This is a genomic window from Mycobacterium sp. AT1 (assembly GCF_002043095.1).
Taxonomy (GTDB): domain Bacteria; phylum Actinomycetota; class Actinomycetes; order Mycobacteriales; family Mycobacteriaceae; genus Mycobacterium.
Genome location: NZ_MVOC01000012.1, coordinates 25,478 through 48,933, shown reverse-complemented (window position 1 = coordinate 48,933; position 23,456 = coordinate 25,478). Strand labels below are relative to the sequence as shown.

Annotated in this window: 23 protein-coding genes; 18 read left to right on the top strand and 5 right to left on the bottom strand. The window is 66.5% G+C overall.

All coding sequences use genetic code 11. From position 1 onward, the window contains the following. Positions 1-4 precede the first annotated feature (4 nt). Positions 5-775 carry an SDR family oxidoreductase gene (locus B1790_RS06965; RefSeq protein WP_079922489.1) on the top strand — a complete coding sequence of 257 codons (771 nt, stop codon included), beginning with the start codon at positions 5-7 and terminating at the stop codon, positions 773-775. Positions 776-792: 17 nt separating this feature from the next. Beyond that, entirely contained in the window at positions 793-1,698 is a 906-nt protein-coding gene (locus B1790_RS06960; RefSeq protein WP_079922488.1) for an SDR family oxidoreductase, read from the top strand. On the opposite strand, the gene B1790_RS06955 is transcribed toward B1790_RS06960, so the two are convergent. Genes B1790_RS06955 through B1790_RS06940 form a run of 4 tightly spaced genes read right to left on the bottom strand, consistent with a single transcriptional unit; the run spans position 1,686 to position 4,220 of the window. After that, a complete protein-coding gene (locus tag B1790_RS06955; RefSeq protein ID WP_079922549.1) occupies positions 1,686-2,150 on the bottom strand; it encodes a nitroreductase family deazaflavin-dependent oxidoreductase in 465 nt (154 codons plus the stop codon). The genes B1790_RS06960 and B1790_RS06955 overlap by 13 nt on opposite strands. A gap of 39 nt (positions 2,151-2,189) precedes the next feature. Next, complete coding sequence (locus B1790_RS06950) at positions 2,190-2,678, bottom strand: nitroreductase family deazaflavin-dependent oxidoreductase (RefSeq protein ID WP_079922548.1); 489 nt, start codon at positions 2,676-2,678, stop codon at positions 2,190-2,192. A gap of 10 nt (positions 2,679-2,688) precedes the next feature. Then, positions 2,689-3,057, bottom strand: coding sequence for a hypothetical protein (locus tag B1790_RS06945; protein WP_079922487.1), 369 nt, complete (start codon positions 3,055-3,057; stop codon positions 2,689-2,691). Next, positions 3,057-4,220 carry a steroid 3-ketoacyl-CoA thiolase gene (locus tag B1790_RS06940; RefSeq protein WP_079922486.1) on the bottom strand — a complete coding sequence of 388 codons (1,164 nt, stop codon included), beginning with the start codon at positions 4,218-4,220 and terminating at the stop codon, positions 3,057-3,059. The genes B1790_RS06945 and B1790_RS06940 overlap by 1 nt, the downstream gene beginning before the upstream one ends. Positions 4,221-4,340: 120 nt before the next feature. Between B1790_RS06940 and B1790_RS06935 the strand changes: the two genes are divergently transcribed. The 9 genes from B1790_RS06935 (at position 4,341) to B1790_RS06895 (ending at position 13,853) form a co-directional block, all read left to right on the top strand. Further along, positions 4,341-5,582, top strand: a complete 1,242-nt coding sequence (locus B1790_RS06935; protein ID WP_079922485.1) for a cytochrome P450 — start codon at positions 4,341-4,343, stop codon at positions 5,580-5,582. 56 nt (positions 5,583-5,638) lie between these two features. Next, on the top strand, positions 5,639-6,661 hold the full coding sequence (locus B1790_RS06930) for an acyl-CoA dehydrogenase family protein (protein ID WP_079922484.1): 1,023 nt from the start codon (positions 5,639-5,641) through the stop codon (positions 6,659-6,661). Then, complete coding sequence (gene fadE29 / locus B1790_RS06925) at positions 6,646-7,809, top strand: acyl-CoA dehydrogenase FadE29 (protein WP_079922483.1); 1,164 nt, start codon at positions 6,646-6,648, stop codon at positions 7,807-7,809. Before B1790_RS06930 ends, fadE29 begins: the two co-directional genes overlap by 16 nt. A gap of 31 nt (positions 7,810-7,840) precedes the next feature. Next, positions 7,841-8,806 (top strand): bifunctional MaoC family dehydratase N-terminal/OB-fold nucleic acid binding domain-containing protein, encoded by a 966-nt coding sequence (locus B1790_RS06920; protein WP_079922482.1) that lies wholly within the window; start codon positions 7,841-7,843, stop codon positions 8,804-8,806. Next, on the top strand, positions 8,788-9,201 hold the full coding sequence (locus tag B1790_RS06915; protein ID WP_079922481.1) for a MaoC family dehydratase: 414 nt from the start codon (positions 8,788-8,790) through the stop codon (positions 9,199-9,201). The genes B1790_RS06920 and B1790_RS06915 overlap by 19 nt, the downstream gene beginning before the upstream one ends. A 2-nt stretch (positions 9,202-9,203) precedes the next feature. Next, the gene (locus B1790_RS06910; RefSeq protein WP_079922547.1) at positions 9,204-10,361 is read left to right on the top strand and encodes a lipid-transfer protein; all 1,158 of its coding nucleotides are present in this window, start codon (positions 9,204-9,206) and stop codon (positions 10,359-10,361) included. A gap of 74 nt (positions 10,362-10,435) precedes the next feature. Continuing rightward, complete coding sequence (locus B1790_RS06905; RefSeq protein WP_079922480.1) at positions 10,436-11,518, top strand: hypothetical protein; 1,083 nt, start codon at positions 10,436-10,438, stop codon at positions 11,516-11,518. Then, positions 11,508-12,197 (top strand): hypothetical protein, encoded by a 690-nt coding sequence (locus B1790_RS06900; protein ID WP_079922479.1) that lies wholly within the window; start codon positions 11,508-11,510, stop codon positions 12,195-12,197. Before B1790_RS06905 ends, B1790_RS06900 begins: the two co-directional genes overlap by 11 nt. Before the next feature lie 72 nt (positions 12,198-12,269). Then, positions 12,270-13,853: a serine/threonine-protein kinase gene (locus B1790_RS06895; RefSeq protein ID WP_079922478.1), complete on the top strand. Its 1,584-nt coding sequence runs from the start codon at positions 12,270-12,272 to the stop codon at positions 13,851-13,853. Between the two features lie 7 nt (positions 13,854-13,860). Here the strand turns inward: B1790_RS06895 and B1790_RS06890 are convergent, their stop codons facing one another. After that, positions 13,861-14,766 carry an MPT63 family protein gene (locus B1790_RS06890; protein ID WP_079922477.1) on the bottom strand — a complete coding sequence of 302 codons (906 nt, stop codon included), beginning with the start codon at positions 14,764-14,766 and terminating at the stop codon, positions 13,861-13,863. An 824-nt stretch (positions 14,767-15,590) separates the two neighbouring features. Between B1790_RS06890 and B1790_RS06885 the strand changes: the two genes are divergently transcribed. Genes B1790_RS06885 through B1790_RS06860 form a run of 7 tightly spaced genes read left to right on the top strand, consistent with a single transcriptional unit; the run spans position 15,591 to position 23,441 of the window. Next, positions 15,591-16,835 (top strand): class I SAM-dependent methyltransferase, encoded by a 1,245-nt coding sequence (locus B1790_RS06885; RefSeq protein ID WP_079922476.1) that lies wholly within the window; start codon positions 15,591-15,593, stop codon positions 16,833-16,835. Positions 16,836-16,841: 6 nt separating this feature from the next. After that, positions 16,842-17,639: a glucose-1-phosphate cytidylyltransferase gene (locus B1790_RS06880; protein ID WP_079922475.1), complete on the top strand. Its 798-nt coding sequence runs from the start codon at positions 16,842-16,844 to the stop codon at positions 17,637-17,639. After that, positions 17,639-18,307, top strand: coding sequence for a PIG-L deacetylase family protein (locus B1790_RS06875; RefSeq protein WP_079922474.1), 669 nt, complete (start codon positions 17,639-17,641; stop codon positions 18,305-18,307). The genes B1790_RS06880 and B1790_RS06875 overlap by 1 nt, the downstream gene beginning before the upstream one ends. Positions 18,308-18,319: 12 nt before the next feature. Further along, on the top strand, positions 18,320-19,348 hold the full coding sequence (locus B1790_RS06870) for an NAD(P)-dependent oxidoreductase (RefSeq protein WP_079922473.1): 1,029 nt from the start codon (positions 18,320-18,322) through the stop codon (positions 19,346-19,348). Next, positions 19,341-20,528: a class I SAM-dependent methyltransferase gene (locus tag B1790_RS06865; protein ID WP_079922472.1), complete on the top strand. Its 1,188-nt coding sequence runs from the start codon at positions 19,341-19,343 to the stop codon at positions 20,526-20,528. The genes B1790_RS06870 and B1790_RS06865 overlap by 8 nt, the downstream gene beginning before the upstream one ends. Beyond that, positions 20,525-21,973: a hypothetical protein gene (locus B1790_RS34625; protein WP_158083781.1), complete on the top strand. Its 1,449-nt coding sequence runs from the start codon at positions 20,525-20,527 to the stop codon at positions 21,971-21,973. The genes B1790_RS06865 and B1790_RS34625 overlap by 4 nt, the downstream gene beginning before the upstream one ends. Further along, entirely contained in the window at positions 21,966-23,441 is a 1,476-nt protein-coding gene (locus B1790_RS06860; protein WP_158083780.1) for an O-antigen ligase, read from the top strand. The genes B1790_RS34625 and B1790_RS06860 overlap by 8 nt, the downstream gene beginning before the upstream one ends. Positions 23,442-23,456: the final 15 nt, after the last annotated feature.

Sequence of the window (23,456 nt, the reverse complement as noted above, 5' to 3'; positions counted from 1 at the left end):
CACAGTGACCGACGCGGCTGGAATCAATCTTCGACTCGCCGGCCGTGTGGTTCTGGTGACCGGCGGCGTGCGCGGAGTTGGCGCTGGCATCAGCGCCGTATTCGCCGGTCAGGGCGCGACGGTCGTCACGTGCGCCCGCCGCCCGGTGGACGGCTTGCCGTACGAGTTCGTCCCCTGCGACGTCCGCGACGACGACTCGGTCAAGGCACTCGTCGACGGGATCGTCGAACGCCACGGCCGCCTCGACGTCGTCGTCAACAACGCGGGTGGCTCGCCGTACGTGCTCGCCGCCGACGCGTCGGCCAGGTTCAGCACCAAGATCATCGAACTCAATCTGCTAGGGCCACTGTCGGTGTCGCACCACGCGAACGAGCACATGCAGAACCAGGAGAACGGCGGCTGCATCGTCAACGTCTCCAGCGTGAGCGCCCGTAGGCCGACGCCAGGCACGGCCGCCTACGGCGCGGCCAAGGCCGGTGTCGAAAGCCTCACCGCCACACTGGCCGTCGAGTGGGCGCCCAAGGTGCGGGTGAACTCGCTCGTCGTCGGCATGGTGGAGACCGAGCAGTCCGAACTCTTCTACGGTGACGCGGAGTCCGTCGCCGCCATCTCGGCCAACGTCCCATTGGGCCGGCTCGCCAAGCCCGCCGACGTCGGCTGGGCGGCCGCGTTCCTGTCCAGCGACCTGGCGTCCTACATCAGCGGAGCATCGCTCGAGGTGCACGGCGGCGGAGAGCCGCCGCACTACCTCTCCACTACCACTGCAATCAAATAACCGAGGAGACAACGTACATGGGCTTGCTTGACGGCCGGGTAGTCATCGTCACGGGATCTGGCGGCGGTATCGGACGGGCGCACGCGCTGGCGTTCGCCGCCGAAGGTGCGCGCGTCGTGGTCAACGACATCGGGGTCGGGCTCGACGGTTCCCCGGCAGGCGGCGGCAGTGCAGCCCAGAGCGTGGTCGACGAAATCACCGCTGCCGGAGGCGAAGCCGTCACCAGCGGGGCCAACGTCGCCGACTGGGCGCAGGCCGAAGGGCTCATCCAGACCGCGGTCGACGCCTTCGGCGGGCTCGACGTGTTGGTCAACAACGCCGGCATCGTCCGCGATCGGATGTTCGCCAACACCAGCGAAGAGGAATTCGACGCCGTCACCGCCGTGCACCTCAAGGGGCACTTCGCGACGATGAAGCACGCGGCCGCGTACTGGCGGGCCAAGTCCAAGGCGGGGGACGCCGTTGACGCCCGGATAATCAACACCAGCTCGGGTGCCGGCCTGCAAGGCAGTGTGGGACAAGCCAATTACAGCGCGGCCAAGGCTGGCATCGCGGCGCTGACCCTGGTGGCGTCGGCCGAGATGGGGCGCTATGGCGTCACCGTCAACGCCATCGCCCCGTCGGCGCGCACCCGGATGACGGAGACCGTGTTCGCCGAGATGATGTCCACCCAGAACGCCGCGTTCGACGCGATGGCCCCGGAGAACGTCTCTCCGTTGGTGGTGTGGTTGGGCAGCAAGGAATCCCGCGACGTCACCGGTCAGGTCTTCGAAGTCGAGGGCGGCAACATCCGGGTCGCGGAGGGCTGGGCGCACGGACCACAGGTCGACAAGGGTGCCCGGTGGGATCCCGCCGAGCTGGCCCCCGTCGTCACCGACCTTCTCGCGAAGGCGCGGCCGTCGGTCCCGGTCTACGGGGCCTGATCGGGTTCGCACACCACCAGCGGGATCACCCGGTCGGTGGCGTCGCGGTAACCCTTGTACGGCGGGTACATCTTGACCAGCACCGGCCAGTAGCGCCGCCGCTCCTCGTCGGTCGCGTCCCGCGCCGTCATCGACAGGTGTTGGTCGCGGACTTGCACCTGCACAGCGGGATTGGCCATCAGGTTGAGATACCACGCGGGATTGCCGTCGCGGCCGCCGAACGACGCGGGGAGGACGACCCTCTCGCCGTCGCGCAGGCACAACGTCGCGGTGGTTCGCGATTCGCCCGACTTGCGGCCGGTGGTGGTGAGCAGCGCTGCGGGAAACCACAGCAGCCGAGCGCCCAGCTTGCCGTTGGTGCGTTGGTACACCGCCACGTGGGCGCGCGAAAAGTACTTCAGCGCGAGCGCGAGTGCGCCTGAATTGCGGATCTTCTCGGCGACGTCGACCACGGGCTGTACGTAGCCGGGAGCGATCCGTCGCAAACCTGACTAGGGGTCGCAGATGACGATCGGGATCTTGCGGTCGGTGTAGGACCGGTAGTTGACGAAGTCTGGATACATCGCGTCGAGCTTCGGCCAGTACTGCTCACGTTCCTGGTCGGTGGCCTCGCGCGCGGTGAGCGCGTGGACCCCGCTCTTGGTCTGGAACGTGACCTTCGGGTTGGCGACCAGGTTCAGGTACCACATCGGGTTGGTCGCCCGGCCGCCCTGCGAGGCGACCAGCACGATGCGCTCACCCTCCTGCAGGAAGAGCAGGGGGCTGTCGCGGGGTTCGCCCGACTTGCGGCCGATCGTCGTGAGAATCCCGACCTCGGTGCCCTTGAGGAACTTGTTGCCGATCTTGCCCTTGGTCTTCTTGAAGACGAACGTCTGCGCCTTGGACATCCATTTGATGGCGGTGCCAACCTTGGCCGAGTTCAGGCCTTCGATCTGCTTGGCGTTCAGTGGGCGGGACGGGTCTGGCTTCGGGCTGGTCACTGGTGCCACGCTATCGCTTGATGAAGGGCCGGATGTCGGCCCTGATGTGTTGAATCTTGCCGTCGGTGGTGAAGAGGAAGGTCTCGTCGACGTGGGCGCACACCCGTCTGCCGGCAAGCGACGGTTTGGTGATGACGTCGAACTTCGCCCGCAGCGCCTCGCCGACGACGGTGAACTCCGGTGTGGTGGTCTCTTCGATGATCCGGTACTGCGGACCACGGTTGAGGCTGCGCCGCAGGTGTTCTCCCGAGAATCCCGTCTTGAGACCCACCTCGACCCGGGTGCAATCCGGTGCGAACGGGACGTCGTCGGCCCGGTGGTGGGCGAGCGCGCTGATGTAGGCCTGTGCGGCCGCCACGCGGTCGGGGTCAGGTTCCACTAGATCCGCTCGATGATGGTGCCGGTCGACAGCGCTCCGCCGGCGCACATCGTGATCAACGCGGTGCTCTTGTCGGTGCGCTCCAGCTCGTGCAGGGCCGTGGTGATGAGCCGCGCACCGGTGCTGCCGACCGGGTGCCCGAGTGCGATGGCGCCCCCGTTGACGTTGACCTTGTCCATGTCGGGGTTGTGCACGCGTGCCCACGACAACACGACTGACGCGAAGGCCTCGTTGATCTCGACGACGTCCACGTCGCCCATCTTCATTCCCGCCTTCTCCAGGACCTTGGCGGTGGACTGCACAGGACCGTCGAGGTGGTAGTACGTCTCGGCGCCGACGTTCGCCTGGCTGACGATGCGGGCGCGGGGCTTGAGGCCCAAGGCCTTCGCCTTGTCTTCATCCATCCACAGCACTGCGGCCGCACCGTCGGAAATCTGCGACGACGTGCCCGCGGTGTGAATTCCGCCTTCCATCACCGGCTTCAGCTGAGCCAGGCCTTCGAGCGTGGTGTCGCGCAGGCCCTGGTCGCGCGTGACCGGCGCCCGCTCGTCGGTGGGGCGCTTGTTCTCGTCGAGCACCGGCGCGACGATCGGGCTGATCTCGCGGTCGAAGCGGCCCTCGGCCCAGGCGACCTTGGCCTTCTGCTGCGAGGCGAACCCGAAGGCGTCGATGTCCTCGCGGGTGATGCCGCGGCGCTTGGCGATCCGCTCCGCCGCGTTGAACTGGTCGGGCATGTCGATGTCCCACGACGACGCCCGGATGATCGAACGGTCCGGTCCGGCGTTGGCGCCGAGGCCGACTCGGCTCATCGCCTCGACTCCGCAGGCGATGCCGACGTCGATCGCGCCGACGGAGATCAGGCCCGCGATCAGATGGTTGGCCTGCTGGGCGCTGCCGCACTGGCAGTCGATCGTGGTGGCGCCGACGTGTTCGGGCAGACCCGCCGTCAGCCAGCCCACACGCGTGATGTTGTTCGACTGCTCGCCGAACTGCGTGACACAGCCGCCGATGACCTGTTCGACCAACCCGGGATCGATTCCCGCCTTCTCGACGAGAGCTCTCTGCGTGAGGCCGAGCAGCTCGGTGGCGTGCAGTCCGGACAGCCAGCCATTGCGCTTGCCGATCGGGCTGCGGGTGGCTTCGACGATGACAGGGTTACCCATTCCGTCAGGCTAGAACACGTTTCATTACTCTGACAAGCTGTGATGCCCCCGCGCCTTTGATCTGCGGTGAAGCCATGTTTTACTGGCACTAGAACACGTTGCAATTAGGAGCGCACACACATGGCACCCCTCAATCTTCCCTCTGACTTCGACTTCCTGGACTCTGCGCTGAATCTCGAGCGCCTTCCCGTCGCAGAGCTCGCCGAGATACGTAAGACCGACCCCGTTCACTGGGTCGACGTACCCGGGGGCACCGGAGGCTTCGGCGACGCGGGCTACTGGCTGGTGGCCAAGCACGCGGACGTGAAGGAGGTGTCGCGTCGCAGCGACGTCTTCGGCAGCTCGCCCGACGGCGCCATTCCGGTGTGGCCGAAGGAGATGACGCGCGAGGCGATCGACATGCAGCGCGCGGTTCTCCTCAACATGGACGCGCCACAGCACACCCGGCTGCGCAAGATCATTTCCCGCGGCTTCACCCCGCGTGCGATAGGCCGACTGGAGGAGGAGCTCGCCCAGCGGGCCCAGAACATCGTCAAGACCGCTGCGGCCGAGGGCGGCGGCGACTTCGTGGAACAGGTGTCCTGCGAGCTGCCGCTGCAGGCGATCGCCGGTCTTCTCGGTGTGCCGCAGGACGATCGCGACAAGCTGTTCCGCTGGTCCAACGAGATGACCGCCGGTGAAGACCCGGAGTACGCCGACGTCGACCCGGCGCAGTCGTCCATGGAGCTGATCATGTACGCCATGGCGATGGCCGACGAGCGGGGCAAGAACCCCACCGACGACATCGTCACCACCCTCGTCCAGGCGGACATCGACGGTGAGAAGCTCTCCGACGACGAGTTCGGCTTCTTCGTGATCATGCTGGCGGTGGCGGGCAACGAGACGACCCGCAACTCGATCACCCACGGCATGATCGCGATGGCGAACCACCCGGATCAGTGGGAGCTCTACAAGAAGGAGCGCCCGTCGACCGCCGCCGACGAGATCATCCGGTGGGCCACCCCGGTGTCGGCGTTCCAGCGGACCGCACTGGAGGACACCGAGCTCGCCGGTGTGCAGATCAAGAAGGGCCAGCGGCTGGTCATGTCCTACCGCTCGGCCAACTTCGACGAAGACGTCTTCGAGGATGCGCACACGTTCAACGTGTTGCGTGACCCGAACCCGCACGTGGGCTTCGGCGGCACGGGTGCACACTTCTGCATCGGCGCCAATCTGGCGCGGATGACGATCAACCTGATCTTCAACGCCGTCGCCGACCACATGCCGGATCTCAAGTCCGTCGGTGAGCCCGAGCGGCTACGGTCGGGATGGCTCAACGGAATCAAGCACTGGCAGGTCGACTACACCGGCGCGAGCGCCTAATTCCGATCGGCTAGTTCCGACCGGCGGTATTCCCCAAGGAATCAAGGAGGATTCGGGTGGACTTCAGTCCTGACGAAGGACAGCAAGCCGTTGCCGACGTGGTGACGTCTGCGCTCGACAGGGACAACACCTGGGACGCGCTCGTCGCCGGCGGTGTCATCGCCTTCGGCGTGCCGGACCGGCTCGGCGGTGACGGACTGGGGCTACCCGAGATCACGACCGCGTTGACCGAGATCGGTCGGCACGGCACCGTGAGCCCCGCCCTCGCAACGCTCGGGTACGGCCTGATTCCGCTGCTGGCGTTGGCATCCGACGAGCAGCAGGACCGCTTCCTGGCGGGTGTGGCGGTCGGGGGCGTGTTGACAGCGGCGCTCAACGAGCCGGGGTCGTCGCTGCCGGAGAGGCCGTCGACCAATCTGTCCGGCGGCAAGCTCTCCGGTACCAAGATCGGCGTTCCCTATGCGGGACAGGCTGATTGGATTCTCGTCACGACTGACGGCGGTGTCGTGGTGGTGTCGGCGACGGCCGACGGTGTGACGCTGACCAAGACGCCGACCGCGAACGGCTCCGACGAATACGCCGTGACGTTCGCCGACGTCATCGTGCCGGAATCCGACGTGCTGACCGGCGCGGACACCGTGCATCGCGTCAACCAGTTGGTGTTGGCGTCGACCGGAGCCTTTGCGGCCGGGCTGGTGGCCGGTGCCCTGCGGCTCACGGCCGACTACGTGGCAAAACGCGAACAGTTCGGCAGGCCACTGTCGACGTTCCAGACCGTGGCGGCGCAGTTGGCCGAGGTCTACATCGCCTCTCGCACCATCTCGTTGGCCGCGACCTCGGCGATCTGGCGGCTCTCGGAGGGACGCGACGCGGATGACGACCTCGACGTCCTCGGGTACTGGCTGTCCTCGCAGGCGCCACCGGTGATGCAGACGTGTCATCACCTGCACGGCGGCATGGGCATGGACATCACCTATCCCATGAACCGCTACTACTCCACGATCAAGGATCTGACCCGGCTGTTGGGTGGTCCTGCACATCGGCTCGAACTGGTGGGAGCGCAATGTACATCGAACTGACCCCCGAGCAGCGTCAGCTGCAGGCTGAAATGCGCCAGTACTTCAGCAATCTCATCTCGGCGGAGGAAGCCGCCGAGATGGAGACCGACCGGCACGGCAAGGCCTACCGCGCGGTCATCAAGCGGATGGGTTCCGACGGCAAGCTGGGCGTCGGGTGGCCAAAGGAGTTCGGCGGCCACGGGTTCGGCCCCATCGAGCAGCAGATCTTCGTCAACGAGGCGGCGCGCGCGGACGTTCCGCTGCCCGCGGTGACGTTGCAGACCGTCGGCCCGACGCTGCAGAAGTACGGCACCGACCTGCAGAAGAAGAAGTTTCTGCCCGGCATCCTGTCCGGTGACGTGCACTTCGCCATCGGATACTCCGAGCCCGAGGCGGGCACCGACCTCGCGTCGTTGCGCACCAGCGCCGTCCGCCACGGCGACGAGTACGTCGTCAACGGCCAGAAGATCTGGACCACCGGTGGGCACGACGCCGACTATCTCTGGCTGGCCGTTCGGACCGACCCGGAAGCCGTTAAGCACAAGGGCATTTCGATTCTCATCGTCGACACGTCCGATCCCGGCTACTCCTGGACGCCGATCATCCTGTCCGACGGTGCGCACCACACCAACGCGACGTACTTCAACGACGTCCGCGTGCCCGTTGAGATGCTGGTCGGCGAGGAGAACGCCGGTTGGCGCCTCATCACCACCCAGCTCAACCACGAGCGCGTGATGCTCGGACCAGCAGGCAAGGTCGCGGCCATCTACGACAAGGTGCACGCGTGGGCGTCCAAGCCGGGCGGCAACGGCGTCACCCCGATCGAGCACGACGACGTCCTCCGCCTGATCGGTGAGATCAAGGCGATCTGGCGAATCAACGAGCTGCTCAACTGGCAGGTCGCCGCCGGCGGTGAGGAGATCAACGTCGCCGACGCCGCTGCCACGAAGGTCTTTGGCACCGAACGCATTCAGAGGGTCGGCCGGATCGCCGAGGAGATCGTCGGCAAGTACGGCAACCCCGCCGAATCGGCAACGGCCGAGTTGCTCGAATGGCTGGACAGCCAGACCAAGCGCAACCTGGTGATCACCTTCGGTGGCGGCGTCAACGAGGTGATGCGCGAGATGATCGCCGCGTCGGGTCTGAACGTTCCCCGGGTGCCACGATGAGCCGCTTGCGCGAAGAAAGTTCGGCACGGTAGTGGGTATCGACGACATCCGGGCCGCGGCCGAACGCGTCAAGGCCGAGGGCAAGAGCAAGCCGCGGGTCGGCCGTCATCCGGTCAACCAACCGATGATCGACCACTGGACCGACGCCCTCGGCGACGCCAACCCGATCTACCGCGACGAGGAGGCGGCGAAGGCCGCTGGCCACCCCGGCGTCGTCGCGCCGCCCGCGATGATCCAGGTGTGGACGATGATGGGCTTGGGTGGCGTCCGCCCCGACGACGATCCGCTCGGCAAGATCCTCGAATTGTTCGACGACGCAGGCTATGTCGGCGTCGTGGCGACCAACTGCGAGCAGACCTACCACCGCTACCTCCGTCCCGGCGAGGAGGTCAGCGTGACCGCCGAGTTGACCGACGTCGTCGGTCCCAAACGGACGGCGCTCGGCGAGGCGTACTTCATCACGCAGACCATCACCTGGTCCGTCGGTCAAGAGCCAGTCGCCGAAATGATGTGGCGCATCATGAAGTTCATCCCCGCGGACAGAGAAACTGCGCCAACACCGAGCACGGTGCCCGACGACCTGGACGCCGACAACGCCATGCGGCCCGCGTCGTCGAAGGACACCAGGTTCTTCTGGGACGGCGTCAACGCCCACGAGCTGCGCATCCAGAAGCGTGCCGACGGGACGTTGCAGCATCCGCCGGTCCCGGCGCTGTGGCTCGACCGCGAGGAGACCACGGACTTCCAGGTGGCCAGCGGCAAGGGCACGGTGTTCAGCTTCGTGGTGCACCACGCGCCGAAGGTGCCCGGCCGGACCCCGCCGTTCGTCATCGCGCTGGTCGAACTCGAGGAGGGCGTCCGGATGCTCGGTGAACTCCGCAACGTCGACCCCGCCAGTGTGGAGATCGGAATGCCCGTGCGCGCCATGTACATCGACTTCCCGGCCAACGACGTCGGGCCTGCCTGGACCAACTACGCATGGGAGCCCGTCGCGTGAGCGCCGTCGACGTGGGAGCCAAGCTCCCCGAGCTCAAGCTCTACGGCGACCCGACGTTCATCGTGTCGACGGCCATTGCCACGCGGGACTATCAGGACGTCCACCACGACCGCGACAAGGCCCAGGCGAAGGGGTCCAAGGACATCTTCGTCAACATCCTCACCGACACCGGTCTGGTGGAGCGCTTCATCACCGACTGGGCAGGCCCCAACGCGAGGATCAAGTCGATCGGGCTGCGGCTCGGCGTGCCCTGGTACGCCTACGACACGGTGACGTTCTCCGGTGAGGTCACCGCCGTGGTCGACGACGTGATCACACTGAAGATCGTGGGCGCCAACAGCCTTGGCGATCACGTCATAGCCAACGCGACCCTCGTGATGGGAGCAGACGCGTGAGCCTGTCCGGCAAGGCGGCGATCGTCGGAATCGGCGCGACCGACTTCTCGAAGAACTCCGGACGCAGCGAGTTGCGGCTCGCGGCCGAGGCGGTTCTCGACGCGCTCGACGACGCGGGGCTGACGCCCGCCGACGTCGACGGCATGACCACGTTCACGATGGACTCCAACACCGAGGTCGCGGTCGCGCGTGCCACGGGCATCGGGGACCTCAAGTTCTTCTCCAAGATCCATCACGGCGGCGGGGCAGCCTGTGCCACCGTGCAACAGGCCGCGATGGCCGTCGCGACCGGGGTCGCGGACTGCGTGGTGGCCTACCGGGCCTTCAACGAACGTTCCGGCATGCGGTTCGGTCAGGTGCAGATGCGCCTGGTGGAGAACGCCGACTCGACCGGCGTTGACAACTCGTTCTCCTATCCACACGGATTATCCACTCCCGCAGCGCAAGTGGCGATGATCGCCAAGCGGTACATGCATCTGTCCGGCGCGACGAGCAGGGACTTCGGCGCGATCTCGGTCGCCGACCGCAAGCACGCCGCCAAGAACCCGAAGGCCTACTTCTACGAGAAGCCGATCACCATCGAGGAGCACCAGGCCTCCCGGTTCATCGCAGAGCCGCTGCGCCTGCTCGACTGCTGCCAGGAGACCGACGGCGGAGTGGCGCTGGTGATCGTCTCGGCCGAGCGGGCGAAGGACCTGAAGAACAGGCCGGCGGTCATCGAGGCCGCCGCCCAGGGCGCCAGCCCTGATCAATATTCGATGGTCAGCTACTACCGCCCGGAACTCGACGGTCTTCCCGAAATGGGTCTGGTCGGCAAGCAGATGTGGGCGCAGTCCGGTTTGAAGCCGACCGACATTCAGACGGCGATCCTCTACGACCACTTCACCCCGTTCACCCTGATCCAGCTCGAAGAGCTCGGGTTCTGCGGCTGGGGTGAGGCGAAGGACTTCATCGCCGACGGCGCGATCGAGATCGGCGGACGGCTGCCGATCAACACCCACGGCGGCCAGCTCGGCGAGGCCTACATTCACGGCATGAACGGCATCGCCGAAGGGGTGCGGCAGTTGCGGGGAACCTCGGTCAACCCGGTGCCCGACGTGGAGCACGTCCTGGTTACGGCGGGCACGGGCGTGCCGACCTCGGGGCTCATCCTCGGTTAATCGTGCACTCGGGTGGTCCGAATCGGCGGTAATCTCGACCTACGTAGCAACATCTCGCGGGAGGGAGTCGTGTCGTGGGTGTTCCACCCGACAGCACCCCGTTTGGTTCACAAACGGTGACGGGGCCCGGTTGGCCGAACGTCGACGAGGAGTCTCTGGCGGCCGCCGCGGCGCAGTATGAGGCGCTGGCTGCCAAGATATCCGGCTCGGTGGTGCCCCAGCAGCAGGGCCAGGTGATGAAGATGGCCGACCAGTTCTTGGGGGCCGGTGGCGTCGCCGCCGGTGGCGAGGCGACCACGATCGTCGCCGGTCACGAGGCAAATGCCGCCCAGGCCGCGGCGATCGCCTTGAAGCTGCGGACCATGGAGGCCACCGTCGCCAAGACGAAGATGTTGGTGAACGTCACCGCCCAAGAGGTTCAGCACGAATGCGAGGCACTGTCGGCGATGCCGTTCGGCAACGCCCAGGAGCTGGTCCAGAGCCGCATCAAGATGGGTCTGTCGCAGAACATCGCCATGGTCAACGCCAACTCGGCCGAACTGGCATCCGGGCTCGGCGTGCCGCCCAACATCCCCAATCCGGGAGCCCCTCCGGGGACCGCTCAGGTGTCGCAGGCCGCGGACAAGGGTTCGCAGCAGGCGATGCAGATGATGATGCAGATGGGCCAGATGGCGATGCAACTGCCGCAGCAGATCGGCGGCATGTTGACCCAGGCGCCGCAACAGCTGATGCAGCCGCTGCAGCAGATCATGCAGCCGTTGCAGCAGCTGATGTCGGCGGGCGGCAAGGGCGGCACCGGCGCGGGATCGTCGCCCTTCTCGGCGTTCTCCAACCACCCCTTGGCGGGCGGCTCGGGTGCGGGTGCCGGCGGCGGCATGGTGAAGGCGGCGGGTTTGCCGGGGTCCGGCGGCCTTTCGCCACAGTCCCCGGCGCTGGCCAGTCTGGTCGGCAGCTCCGGTGACGTGGCGGTACGGCCGGCAGGCGCGAGTGGCGGGGGGATCGCGGGCTTGGCGCCGGTCGCCGCGGGCGCGGGCGGCATGGGTGGCGGCATGGGCATGATGGGCCAGCAGCGCGGCGAAAGCGGAGGCACCGGCTCGACGCTGTCCGCTCCGCCGCCGCTGGACTACGGAGAAGAGGAGGTCGACGATGAGTGGTAGTCCGATGCAGACACCGGACAACCTGAATTGGGATCCCGCAAGTGTCGAGTTGCCCCCGATTCCTTCGCTTCCTCCCGGCGAGGACGCGATGAGCATGACGATCGCCGGAGTGCTGCCGACCTTGGCGGCGACGATGGCGACGAGCGTGACTGCGCTGCAGGCCAAGGAGACCATGTTCGCCGGCAAGCTGACGTCGGCTCAGAGCGCCTACGACAACGCCGACGACCAGGGTGGCCAATCGGTCGGTCAGCTCGGCCAGATGCTGGGTCAGGTCGGGCAGATGGCCCAGCAGGCCGGTGGGCCCGCGCAGCAACTCGGTCAGCAGGCCGGTCAATTCGGTTCGATGATTCAGCAGGCCATGCAGTCGGCCCAGGGTGGCGGCGGGTCTCCGAGCAGCTCCGGTGGCCAGTCCGGCGGCGGTCAGCCGTCGGCCGGTCAGGGAGCGGGCGGGGCGGGCGCCGCTCCGCCGCAGCAGACCAGAGACGATGCAGGCGCGGGCCAAGAGCCGTCGTCCGAGCAGCGGGAGCGCGAGGAGCGGGAACGCGAGGATCGGGAGCGGGCCGGAAGGGATGCTCGGCCTCCGCTCGACCACGCCGCCGCCGGTCCCGCACCCCACGGCGCGGGCCCGGCGCCCGTCGCTGCACCGCAACGCGGAGATGGCCTCGAACGCAATATGTGATCGCCGAGCACTACGCTCGTTACTGACGCGTGCGCATGTAAAGGTCAGATTGAGCGACTCGGAGGTATGGGAATGAGTTCGCCGCCAGACGAGTGGCCGTCGAACCCATCCTTGCCGGACGACGAGTTGACCATCGGTCAGACCTTCGCCGGATACGAGATCGTCGGCTTGCTGGGCTCCGGCGGAATGGGTCGGGTGTACCTTGCGCAGCATCCCCGACTTCCACGGCGCGACGCGCTGAAGCTGCTCCCGTCGGCATGGTCGGCCGACACCGAGTACCGCGCGCGCTTCAACCGCGAGGCAGACCTCGCCTCCACGCTGTGGCATCCCAACATCGTCGGGGTCCACGATCGTGGCGAGGCGGACGGCCAGCTGTGGATTTCGATGGACTACGTCGACGGCCTCGACGCATCGCGACTCGTCGCCGAACGCCATCCCGCCGGGATGCCAGCCGACGACGTGGCGCGCATCGTCACCGCCGTCGCAAGCGCGCTGGACAGCGCTCACAAGCGTGGTCTTCTGCACCGCGACGTCAAGCCGGCCAACATCATGCTGACCCATCTCGATGACGACGGCGAACAGCGAATCCTGTTGACGGACTTCGGCATTGCCCGCGACGTCAACGAGGCCGACGACGTCTCGGCCGCGACGACGGCCATCGGGACCGTCGCCTACTGCGCACCGGAGCAACTGTCCGGTGACGAGGTCGGACCCCGCGCCGACCAGTACGCGCTCGCCGCGACGGCATACCAGCTTCTGACTGGCGAGCCACTGTTCCCCAGCTCGGACCCCGCCGAGGTGATCCACGACCACCTCAACTCGAAGCCGCCGACGCTGGCGGCGACGCGACCGGAACTCGCCGCGCTCGATCCCGTGCTGACCGTGGCGCTGTCCAAGCGACCCGAAAGTCGTTTCGCCCGTTGCTCGGACTTCGCGCGCGCCCTGAGCGAGAACATCGCGGCGCTAGGTCCGCGTGCGGCGGTCGCGCCCCCGAACTACGGACCGCCGCCCGCGGAAGGCACCTTCGCCAACCTCTTCACCGAGCCGTTGACGGTCGACCCCCGGACGGCGGCGAGCAAGCCCAAGCAGTTCCCTGTCGGACCCATGGTGGCCGCGGGCGTGGCGGCGGTCGTCATTGGCGCCCTTGCGGTTTGGGCGCTGTGGCCGTCGTCAAGCGGATCTGACTCGTCGGCGGCAGACGTGACGTCGACCATGACGTCGACTGTCGATCCCGCAGCGCTGCAACGGCTGCGCGGAGCCATACCTCCGGGTTACTCGTCCAACTCGTGCACGCCGGTCGACGTGCCACAAGCAGCGGTGGCCAAGGTCGGCTGCACCCAGAACACCGATGCGGGTGGGCCGCCGGCGTCGACCTTCACCTCGTTCGAGGACGTCGCGGCACTGCAAACTGCATTCGGCGCAGTCGTGGCCGACATGCGGGTGGTCAACTGCCCCGGCAACATTCAGTCACCGGGAGCGTGGCGCCGCAACGCAACCCCACAGCTGGTCAGCGGCACGCTCGTCTGCGGTTATCGGGACGGCGTGCCCACTCTGGCCTGGACTGACAACGGCAAGGTGATGCTCGCATCGGTCGACGGCGCAGTGAAGGGTCCCAACCTCGACCAGCTGTACGTCTGGTGGTCGAGCCACTCCTGATCGTGGATCAGGCTGGGGGCGGCACGATCACGGTCGTCGAGGGAGCCGCCGGAGCCGTCGCGGGGGCAGGCGTGGCTGCCACTGCCGGTGTTCCGGCGGCAGCGGGCGCGCCAGCGGGCAACGGGGTGCCCTGGCTTCCGGTGGGCGCGGTGCCCTCCTGAACGCTGGCCGGCTGCGGCGCACCCTCGGTTCCAAGCGGTGCGGGAGTCATCGGGGTGGTGCCGGGGACCGGCGTGCCCTGGCTGCCCGCGATCGGCGTGCCCTGGCTACCGGCTGGAATCGGCGTACCCGCGCTGCCTGCTGGCAGGACGGCGCCCGGCGCGGGGACGGCCTCGACGCCGATCGGCGCTCCCGGGACTGCTGCCGGCGTGGCCGGCGTTGCCGACGATGCAGGTGACGACGAGTAACTGCCCCCGCCGCGCTGCGTGGGGAGCTGGGGCGGTGGCTGCACCCACGCCAGAAGGTCTTGGCCGCCTGCGTTGTAGACGACGCTGTCGGGAGTGTCGCCGACGACGTCGAAGTACACCTTGCCCGTGGTGCGTTGGCCCTGGGCGAGCGTCGCGGGGTTCACGCCCTGGGGGCTCGCGACCCCGAAGAGAACGCGGTAGGTCTCGCCGCTCTTGGCGCGCGCGTTGAGATTCGACACGATCGGGGTGACGCTGCCCTCGATGGCCTGATCCGTCGCGGTGGCTTCCCACAGTGTGCCCGCTACCGGGTAGGGGATCTGGTCGGTACTGGCCTTCAGGTCGGTGATCGTCCAGCCCTGGACGACGTTTCCGTTGGTCAGCCTGGCTTCGTTGCCGATCGTGGTCGTCGTCAGATCATCGGCGGCGGCGATCGGCGTTCCGATGAACCCGATGGCGCCAGCTGCGGCAGCGGCGGCGACGGTAGCCAGTGCATTGGTGATCTTCACGTGAAGTGCCCTCCCCAGTAGTTCAGTGCCGACGGCATCCCCGCGGGAGATGTCGTCAGACCTGAAGTTATCAGGCCCGTTCAGTACGACGGGACGCGAATTAGCCCCCTTTTCGCGATTCGTCGCGCGACCGCGCGGTGCGGGCTCGGCATCGGAGTTGGCGTCGACGGACCGACGCACGGTGACCGCTACCGGCGGTACCGGTGAGTGAATTTGCTCACTGAGCGTTCGCGATCCACGTTTCGCCGGAGAGCGGCGAACTTGGGAGACCGTCGACCGACGGTCCAGGGTGTTGACAGTAAACGTTGCTAAGACTGCACGGACGTACGCAATATGACGCACGGGTAAATTCGCTGTCGCGCGTCGTTTCCCACCCTGTTTACAGAATGTGCAGTTCAAGACCCATTTCTAGGGCTACCATCTGCGAATGGCACGGTGGCGGATGGCGATACGGGCGGACCCCCCCAGAAACTTTGCCAAAACCGTATTGCGGTGTGAATTATCGAGTGGTACGTTCGTCACACCACAGGGGAGGGTGGCCGACAACGTGAAGATTCAGCTAAGCACCGACAATTTGCGAAAATCGCCATCTGCGTGGTTTCGGAGCGCCGTCGACGGCGTCGCCGAGCCAAGGCCCGACATCGTCCGGCTCCGCGACCGTTGCCATGCATCGGTGACGACGCGGTGCCGTGATTTCGACCGTCCCTGGGAAGAGGTAGTTCGCCTCGATCCTTCGAACATCGACGACTGGTTGACAGCCGAGCACGTCCCGATCGTTGCGAAGACATTGCACGCCGTACTGGGACGAAGAGGAGCTAACTGACATGCGCTGCCGACTGTGTGACTCGAGTCGCCTGATGAGTGTCGTCGACCTAGGGGCAACGCCCCCATGCGAAAAGTTCTTGACTCGCGAGGAACTCGACTCGCCAGAGGCCACCTATCCGCTGCACCTTCGATTGTGCGAAGACTGCCTGCTGTTGCAGATCCCCGCATTGGTCACCCCCGAGGAAACCTTCACCGAGTACGCGTACTTCTCGTCGTACTCCGACAGCTGGGTCCAGCACGCGAGGCAGTACGTCGACGCCGCCGCCGACCGGCTCTCGCTCGACGCCGATTCCTTCGTCGTCGAGGTCGCCAGCAACGACGGGTACCTACTGAAACACGCCGTCGCCAGGGGTATCCCGTGCCTGGGCATCGAACCGTCGGTCAACGTCAGTGCCGCGGCGCGAGAGCAGGGCGTTCCGACGGAGACCGCATTCTTCAACGAGGAAACCGCGGCGTCCGTCCGCGCCGAGAATGGTCCCGCGGACCTCGTGGTGGCGAACAACGTCTACGCGCACATCCCGGATCTTCTTGGCTTCACCCGCTCTTTGCGCGGTGTGGTGGCCGACGACGGATGGATCAGCATCGAGGTCCATCACGCGCTCAACCTCATCGGTCTTGGCCAGTTCGACTCGATCTACCACGAGCACTTTCAGTACTACACAGTGCTTTCCGCGTCTCGGGCTCTCGCGACGGCGGGGCTGACGGTCGTCGACGTCGAACTGATCCCCACTCACGGCGGCTCGATCCGCGTCTGGGCGCGCCCGGCTGAGGTCGCGGGGCCGCCTAGTGAGCGCGTCGCAGACGTGCTCCGCATCGAACAGGAGGCCGGCCTGCACGACGTGGGCGGCTACCTGGCGCTCGGCCGGCGGACCGAGGAGATCCGCCACACACTTCTCCGGTTCCTCCTCGACTGCCGCGCGGCGGGTAAGCGTGTCGTCGGGTACGGAGCGCCGGGGAAGGGCAACACGCTGCTCAACTACTGCGGCATTCGGAGCGACCTGCTCGAGTACACGGTCGACCGAAATCCCTACAAGCACGGACGTTTTACGCCCGGGACCCGCATCCCGATATACGAACCGGCGCAGATCGACAAGGACCGTCCCGACGTGGTGCTCGCACTGCCGTGGAATCTCGAGGCGGAGCTGACCGAGCAACTCGCCTACATCGCGGAATGGGGTGGCGAGCTCGTATTCCCGCTGCCGACCCTTCATGCCGCGGCCGCTGTCCAGAATCACGAAGGGTAAGTCACCATGAAGGTCGTTCTCTTTTGCGGCGGATACGGAATGCGTATGCGCAACAGTGCCGATGACGGCATGCCGAAGCCCATGCAGATGGTGGGCCCGCGGCCCCTCATCTGGCATGTCATGCGGTATTACGCGCACTATGGCCACAAGGAGTTCATCCTGTGCCTCGGTTACGGTGCGGGACACATCAAGGATTACTTCCTGACCTATCAGGAAGCGGCGTCGAACGACTTCACGATGTCGGGCGGCCAGGTGGAACTGATGCAGTCGGACATCAGCGACTGGTCCATCACGTTCGTCGACACCGGTCTCACGTCGGCCATCGGAGAACGTCTTCGGCGCGTGCGCCCCTACCTCGACGGCGACGAGTACTTCCTCGCCAACTATGCGGACGTCCTATCCGACGCGCCCATGGACGACATCGTCGAGAAGTTCCACCAGTCGGGTGCGGCCGCGTCGATGATGATCGTTCCGCCGCAGTCGTCGTTCCATTGCGTCGAGGTCAGTGAAGCCGGCGAGGTCAAGGACATCATCGCGGTCTCCAGGCTTCCGATCTGGGAGAACGGCGGCTTCTTCGTGCTGTCGCAACAGGTGTTCGACCATCTGCCCCCCGGCGGCTGTCTCGTCGAGGACGCCTGCACGACGCTGGCCGGAGAGGGAAAGCTGTTCGGCTACAAGTACGACGGGTTCTGGAAGCCCGCCGACACGTTCAAGGAACGAGCCGAATTGGACAACCGATACCACCAGGGTGACCGGCCGTGGATGGTCTGGGAGCATCCGACCACCGCCCCGGTTGCGGTGTGATGATCTCTCTCGGCGCCGACGGAGTCGACGAGATCGCGGTTGTCGGGGCGCATTGCGACGACATCGCCATCGGGATGGGTGGCACGCTGCTCACCCTTGCGGGGGACCGTCCCGGACTCAAGGTTCGGGCGCTCGTCCTCTCCGGCGGCGGGACTGAGCGGGAGGCCGAAGAGGTCGAAGCCCTTCACGCCTTCTGCCCGGGCGCCGACGTGACGCTCACCGTTCTCGACATTCCGGACGGCCGTGCACCGGCGTATTGGGACCGAATCAAGGTTCACCTCAACGAGTTCCGGAGAGCGTGCACCCCTCAGGTGGTGTTCGGTCCCCAGCGTGAGGACGCACATCAAGACCATCGGCTGCTTGCGAAGCTGATACCGACCGAGTTCCGGGACCAGCTCGTACTCGGCTACGAGATCTTGAAGTGGGAGACGGACACCCCGCGTCCCAACGCATTTCACCCCGTGAGTGCTCATCTTGCGGAGGAGAAGGCGCGACTGCTGATGAAGCACTATCCGTCCCAGGTCGGTCATGACTGGTTCGACGAGCAAGCGTTCCTCGGCCTCTCCAGGGTCCGTGGAGTCCAGTGCCGAAGCGATCACGCTGAAGGCTTCACCCTGGAGAAGGCAAGCATCGACTTCGGGCGCGTTGGCGCCCACGAGACAGCGTAAGAGGACGAGGACATGCGAGTACTGGTAACCGGCCATCTCGGCTATCTGGGCACGGTGATGACCCCGATGCTGCGCGACGCGGGTCACGACGTCACCGGTCTGGACTCCGGCTTGTTCGAGGACTGCGTGCTCGGTCCGGAGCCGTGGGACCCGCCGGCCATCCGCGTCGACCTACGGGACGTGACGCGCGAGCAGCTCGTCGGATTCGATGCCGTCGTTCATCTGGCCGCCCTGTCGAACGATCCGCTTGGCGCCTTGGCGCCACAGATCACCTACGACATCAATCACGGCGCGTCCGTTCGACTCGCTCGGCTGGCGAAAGATGCAGGGGTGCAACGCTTCCTCTATGCATCCACGTGTTCGGTGTATGGGTCGGCCGGCGACGAGTTGGTGACCGAGGACGCCCCACTGCGCCCGCTGACCCCCTACGCGGAAAGCAAGGTGCGAGTCGAGGACGACGTCGCCGCCATCGCCGACGAATCGTTCTCACCGGTGTTCCTCCGCAACGCCACGGCCTTCGGGTTCTCGCCGCGGCTGCGCGCCGACATCGTGATGAACAACCTGGTCGGACACGCCATCCTCACCGGCGACGTTCGCGTGCTGTCTGACGGCACTCCGTGGCGGCCGCTGGTTCACGCGCGGGACATCGCCACCGCATTCCTGACCGCGCTCGAGGCGCCAGTCGACAAGGTGCACTGCCGTGCATTCAACGTCGGCGCCGAGGCGAACAACCTCAGGGTCTCCGACATCGCGCAGGCAGTCATCGACGCGGTGCCGGGGTCCACGTTGCTCATCACCGGCGAGTCCGGCCCGGACCCGCGGTCCTACCGCGTCGACTTCTCCGCGATCCGTGAGGCGCTGGGATACGAAGCGGTCTGGTCGATTCCGGATGGCGCCGCCGAACTCTACCGGGAATATGCGGCTGCGGGTCTGACCGCGGACGACTTCGACAAGAAGTTCACCCGGCTGACGCACTTGGAGGCCCTGCGGAGTGCTGGCGTCTTGGACGAGTCGATGCGACGGGTCATGACAGATGTATGACCAGCCCGCATCGGCTGCCGCGTGTAGAGCTTGCGGCACAACGGGATTGACTCGGGTGCTCACCCTTGGCGCGGTGCCTGCCGCCGACTACTTCCCACTCGCATCGGACCCGGTCCGCGCCGACGAGGCGTCGCACCCGCTGGCCATGGACGCATGCCTCGACTGTGGGTTGGCGCAGCTGGCTGAAGACGACACGCTCGCCGACGAACCGCGAGGCGTCGAACCGCTGGCGTTGGTGCTGCAGGCCGCGGAGGCCGTCGAGCGCGTCGCGTCCGCCGGGTGGCTGCTGGGCAGCAGTGTCCACGAGTTCGGCAGTCCCCACGGCGGCAGCTGGATCCCGTTGCTCACCGACCACGGGTTCACCACCACAACCGGGCGGGCCGACGTCGTGCTCGACTGCTTTGGCATCATGCACGAGCCGGACCAGCGTGACGCGTTCATCCGGCGAGCGCAGCTGGTCGAGCCCGACGGGGTGCTGCTGCTGCAGTATCACTCGATCGCCACGATCGTCGAGCAGGACCAATGGAATGCCCTGCGGCACGGGCACTTCGCCTACTATTCGCTCACCGCGCTGATGCGCCTACTGGCCGACGTCGGGCTGCAGGTAGTGACTGCGTTCGAGTTCGACCTCTACGGCGGAACGGTGTTGCTCGCGGCCGTGCCGGGGGATGCGAAGCCGGACGACTCCGTGCAGCGAATCCTCGCGATGGAGCAGGCCCTCGACATCACGAATCCCGCGGTGCTTGGCCGTCTTCAGGAAGGCGCGGATCGACACGCAGGCTCGCTGAGGCGTTGGCTCGACGCGGAGTCGGACGCTGGACGCACGGTGCTGGCCTATGGTGCCGCCTCGCGCGCGGTGGCGCTCTTCAGCCGTGCCGGCATCGACTCCCGAACGCTGACAGCGGTTGCCGACGCCTCCGAGGCCAAGCAGGGCAGGCGGATGCCGGGAACCGACATTCCCATCGTGTCTCCCGGCGATCTTCTGGTCGCCGACCCAGATTGCGTGTACTTGACGCTCCCAGATCTGTTGCCGGAGTTGAGCGCCGCAATGCCCGAACTCGACGGTCGATGGATGGTTGACGTTCCGGAGACACGACTCGTACCCGTTGGCTGCACCACCCCCGTCAACCTGGAATCACCCGAGACATCAGTCGGGATCAGCGAAGGAAGCAATCGATGACGACCCTCACCAAATACCTCCACCAAATCTGGACGAGGCGCTGGATCGCTCTCGCGGTGACGGTGGTGGTCGCCGGCATCGCCACCTGGACGTCGACGCAGGCGCAGCCCACCTACGTGGGCAAGTCGGTGCTGATCGTCTCGTCTCCTGGCCGGGCCCCGGACCAGGACGCGGTGATGGTGGCGGGGTATGCCCAGCTCTTCAACGACCCCGCCACGATCGACCAGCTTCGAGCCGAGAAGCAGATTCCGAGCGACGTTGCGTTCGAGGCGCGGACGGCTGCCGACAGCCCGATCCTCACGATCGAAGCGACGGCAGGCAACCCGGATCTCGCCGCCAGCGCCGCCCAGTCGATGGCCGAGGCGTTCAGCCTAGACGTCAACAACGCTCGGCAGCAGGGCAATGCCGAGGGCATCGCCGACCTGAGCGGTCAATTGGCTGCGCTTCGCACACCGCCCATCACCACCACCGGAGAGGTGCCGCCCGCGGCGGGACCGGACAGTCAAACGGCGGCGACGCTACTGGACCGGATCCTCACCATGAAGTACGACTCGACCAACCAGCTCTATGCACTGGAGCCGCGGGGTGGAGTCTCCGAGCAGGCGCCCGCCGTGGCACGCAACATTGGACTGGGCACCATCGGCGGATTGATCCTGGGGTGTCTCACCGCGATCGTGATGGCGTCGACGTCGTCACGGGTGAAGACCGCCTCCGACGTTCGTGAGAAGACGGGCGTCGAACCGATTGCGCACATTCCCAGCGGTGGCACCGCCGAGTTGGACGACATCCGTGGCAACGAGGTGCGGTCGCTGGTCAACGTCGTGAGTCTCGAACTGCTGCCGAAGTCGACCGTCGTGACCCTTGCGGGCACCATGGCCGGCCAGAGCACGTGGGCGATGGCTCGCGAGATGGCCGAACTGTGGGGCAGCCAGGGTTACCGAACCGTCTTGGTGGAGGCCGCGGACAACGGTTTGGGCAACGATCAGGAAGACGGCTTCTTCGCTTGCCTTCGTGATCGGAGCCTCGTCCGCCCCCTGCTTCGCGCCGGTGACGTCGACGCACTGAAGGTCCTGGCTGCCGGACGCGTCGACGACGACGAATTCACGCACACGACCCGTGAGCGCGTCGCCGAGGTATTCGACGAGCTCCGTGCCGACGCCGACTTCATCGTCGTCGCGGCGCCGCCCGCGACCGCTGCGGAGACGCGGATCATCGCGACGACGGGGGATCTCACGATCCTCGTCGTCGACGCCAAGTCGGCGACCGCACCCGAGGTGAAGGCCGCCGCCGAGGCGATGCAGAAGGTCCATGCGACGGTGCTCGGTGCGGTCCTGGTGGATGGGGACGCCGTCCCGAGGGCTGCCGCCACGAAGGCACCCACGGCGGCACCCACGACGGCACCCACGACGGAGTCGGCGTCGACGCCGGTCCTCGTCGGTGACTGACCTGTTGCTGCGGCGTAGGGCAGCCGCCGTCCCCCTCGCCGCCGCGATGGTGATCGGCGCGGTCGGCGCGGTCGCGGGTGCGAGGTTCGGCGAGGCGGTGTTCCTGGTGAGCGTCGCAATCGGCGCGGGACTCTGCGCGCTGCGAAGCCCGGTGCTCGCGGCCATCGCCATGCTGGCCACGCTGCTGCTGCGGCAAGCCGTGAAGCCCTACGTTCCCGTCGACGTGTTCTGGTTGTCCCTGGCGGTCCTCGCAGTGGCGACCGTCCTGTGGATGGCTCGCACGGAGAACCGGCTACGCGGCGTCGACGCGATCGGGTGGGCGATGGTGGCCTATCTGTCGTGGAACGTCTACTCGTTGTTCAGCGAGCACAAGTACGCGCCGGCCGACGAATTGGCGGGTACCACGATGGCGTTGCCACGGTTCGTCATCTTCGCGGCATTGCTCCCCTTGGCGATGTACCTGGTCGGCCGCTTCACGTTCGACCGCACTTCCGCTGTCCGAGCGCTACTTTGGACCGTTCTCCTGATGGCCGGCTACTCGGCACTGACCGGCATCATGCAGTCGCACGGTCTGTCGAAGTGGGTGTGGCCGAAGTTCGGCGTGAACCCGGAGGCGAGGGGCTGGGCGGGTCGTGCAGTCGGCGTGATGGATCAGCCGGTGGGCAACGGCGTGCTCCTCGCGATCGGCATTGCCATTGCCGCCCAACTCGTTTGCCGTGGAGGCGAGCCGAACTGGCGGCGGTGGTCGGCAATGGCGATCGCGCTGGGCTGCGGTTACGGCATCTACCTGACCCAGACGCGGGCGGCCTGGCTGAGCGGCGTGGTCGTGCTGGTCCTCGGGGCGATCCTGGCCAAGGGCTATCGCCGGGGTTACGTGGTGACCCTCTCGGTGTTGGGAATGACTATCGTCGCCTACTGGTCGAGATTCACCAGCTCGGACCGCAGCGAGGGCGGCGTAGGTTCCGCGGGCGAAGTCCAAGACCGGCTCAACACCATCAAGACTGCGTTGTGGGCGGCGAGGGAGAGGCCAATCGACGGTTGGGGCATCGGGCGATTTCGACCCGTGAACACCTTCCACCACCAGCAGTGGTCTCAAGACGTTCCGTGGGAGCGCGGTTACAACATCGTCTCCCACCAAAACGAACTGGGCATTCTCGCCGAACTCGGTGTCGTCGGATTGCTGCTCTGGGTCTGCGCGCTCGTGTTGATGGGCAGGCAGCTTTGGCGCGCATACCGGACGCTGCCGGACCAAGGTCTGATGGGTAAGCCGCTGGCGGTTACGGCGATCACGGCGTTCGCGGTGATGCTCAACGCGGGCTTCACGGTGGATCTTCGATTCCTCGATCTGCCAACGGCATTGGTGTTCCTGATCGTCGGCGTGGCCATCGGCTGTCAACAACGGCACGCACTAGAACAGCGCGTCCCGGCCGACGAGCCCGATGAGCGAATGGCGTTTCAGCATGGCTGACCGTCAGGCGCTGTG

What these genes read in the sequence shown, in the direction of transcription:
- B1790_RS06895 (WP_079922478.1), top strand. Translation starts at nt 12,270, where the DNA reads ATGAGTTCGCCGCCAGACGAGTGGCCGTCGAACCCATCCTTGCCGGAC.
- B1790_RS06875 (WP_079922474.1), top strand. Translation starts at nt 17,639, where the DNA reads ATGATCTCTCTCGGCGCCGACGGAGTCGACGAGATCGCGGTTGTCGGG.
- B1790_RS06940 (WP_079922486.1), bottom strand. Translation starts at nt 4,220, where the DNA reads ATGGGTAACCCTGTCATCGTCGAAGCCACCCGCAGCCCGATCGGCAAG.
- B1790_RS06880 (WP_079922475.1), top strand. Translation starts at nt 16,842, where the DNA reads ATGAAGGTCGTTCTCTTTTGCGGCGGATACGGAATGCGTATGCGCAAC.
- B1790_RS06870 (WP_079922473.1), top strand. Translation starts at nt 18,320, where the DNA reads ATGCGAGTACTGGTAACCGGCCATCTCGGCTATCTGGGCACGGTGATG.
- B1790_RS06915 (WP_079922481.1), top strand. Translation starts at nt 8,788, where the DNA reads ATGGGAGCCCGTCGCGTGAGCGCCGTCGACGTGGGAGCCAAGCTCCCC.
- fadE29 (WP_079922483.1), top strand. Translation starts at nt 6,646, where the DNA reads ATGTACATCGAACTGACCCCCGAGCAGCGTCAGCTGCAGGCTGAAATG.
- B1790_RS06960 (WP_079922488.1), top strand. Translation starts at nt 793, where the DNA reads ATGGGCTTGCTTGACGGCCGGGTAGTCATCGTCACGGGATCTGGCGGC.
- B1790_RS06885 (WP_079922476.1), top strand. Translation starts at nt 15,591, where the DNA reads ATGCGCTGCCGACTGTGTGACTCGAGTCGCCTGATGAGTGTCGTCGAC.
- B1790_RS06900 (WP_079922479.1), top strand. Translation starts at nt 11,508, where the DNA reads ATGAGTGGTAGTCCGATGCAGACACCGGACAACCTGAATTGGGATCCC.
- B1790_RS06935 (WP_079922485.1), top strand. Translation starts at nt 4,341, where the DNA reads ATGGCACCCCTCAATCTTCCCTCTGACTTCGACTTCCTGGACTCTGCG.
- B1790_RS34625 (WP_158083781.1), top strand. Translation starts at nt 20,525, where the DNA reads ATGACGACCCTCACCAAATACCTCCACCAAATCTGGACGAGGCGCTGG.
- B1790_RS06865 (WP_079922472.1), top strand. Translation starts at nt 19,341, where the DNA reads ATGTATGACCAGCCCGCATCGGCTGCCGCGTGTAGAGCTTGCGGCACA.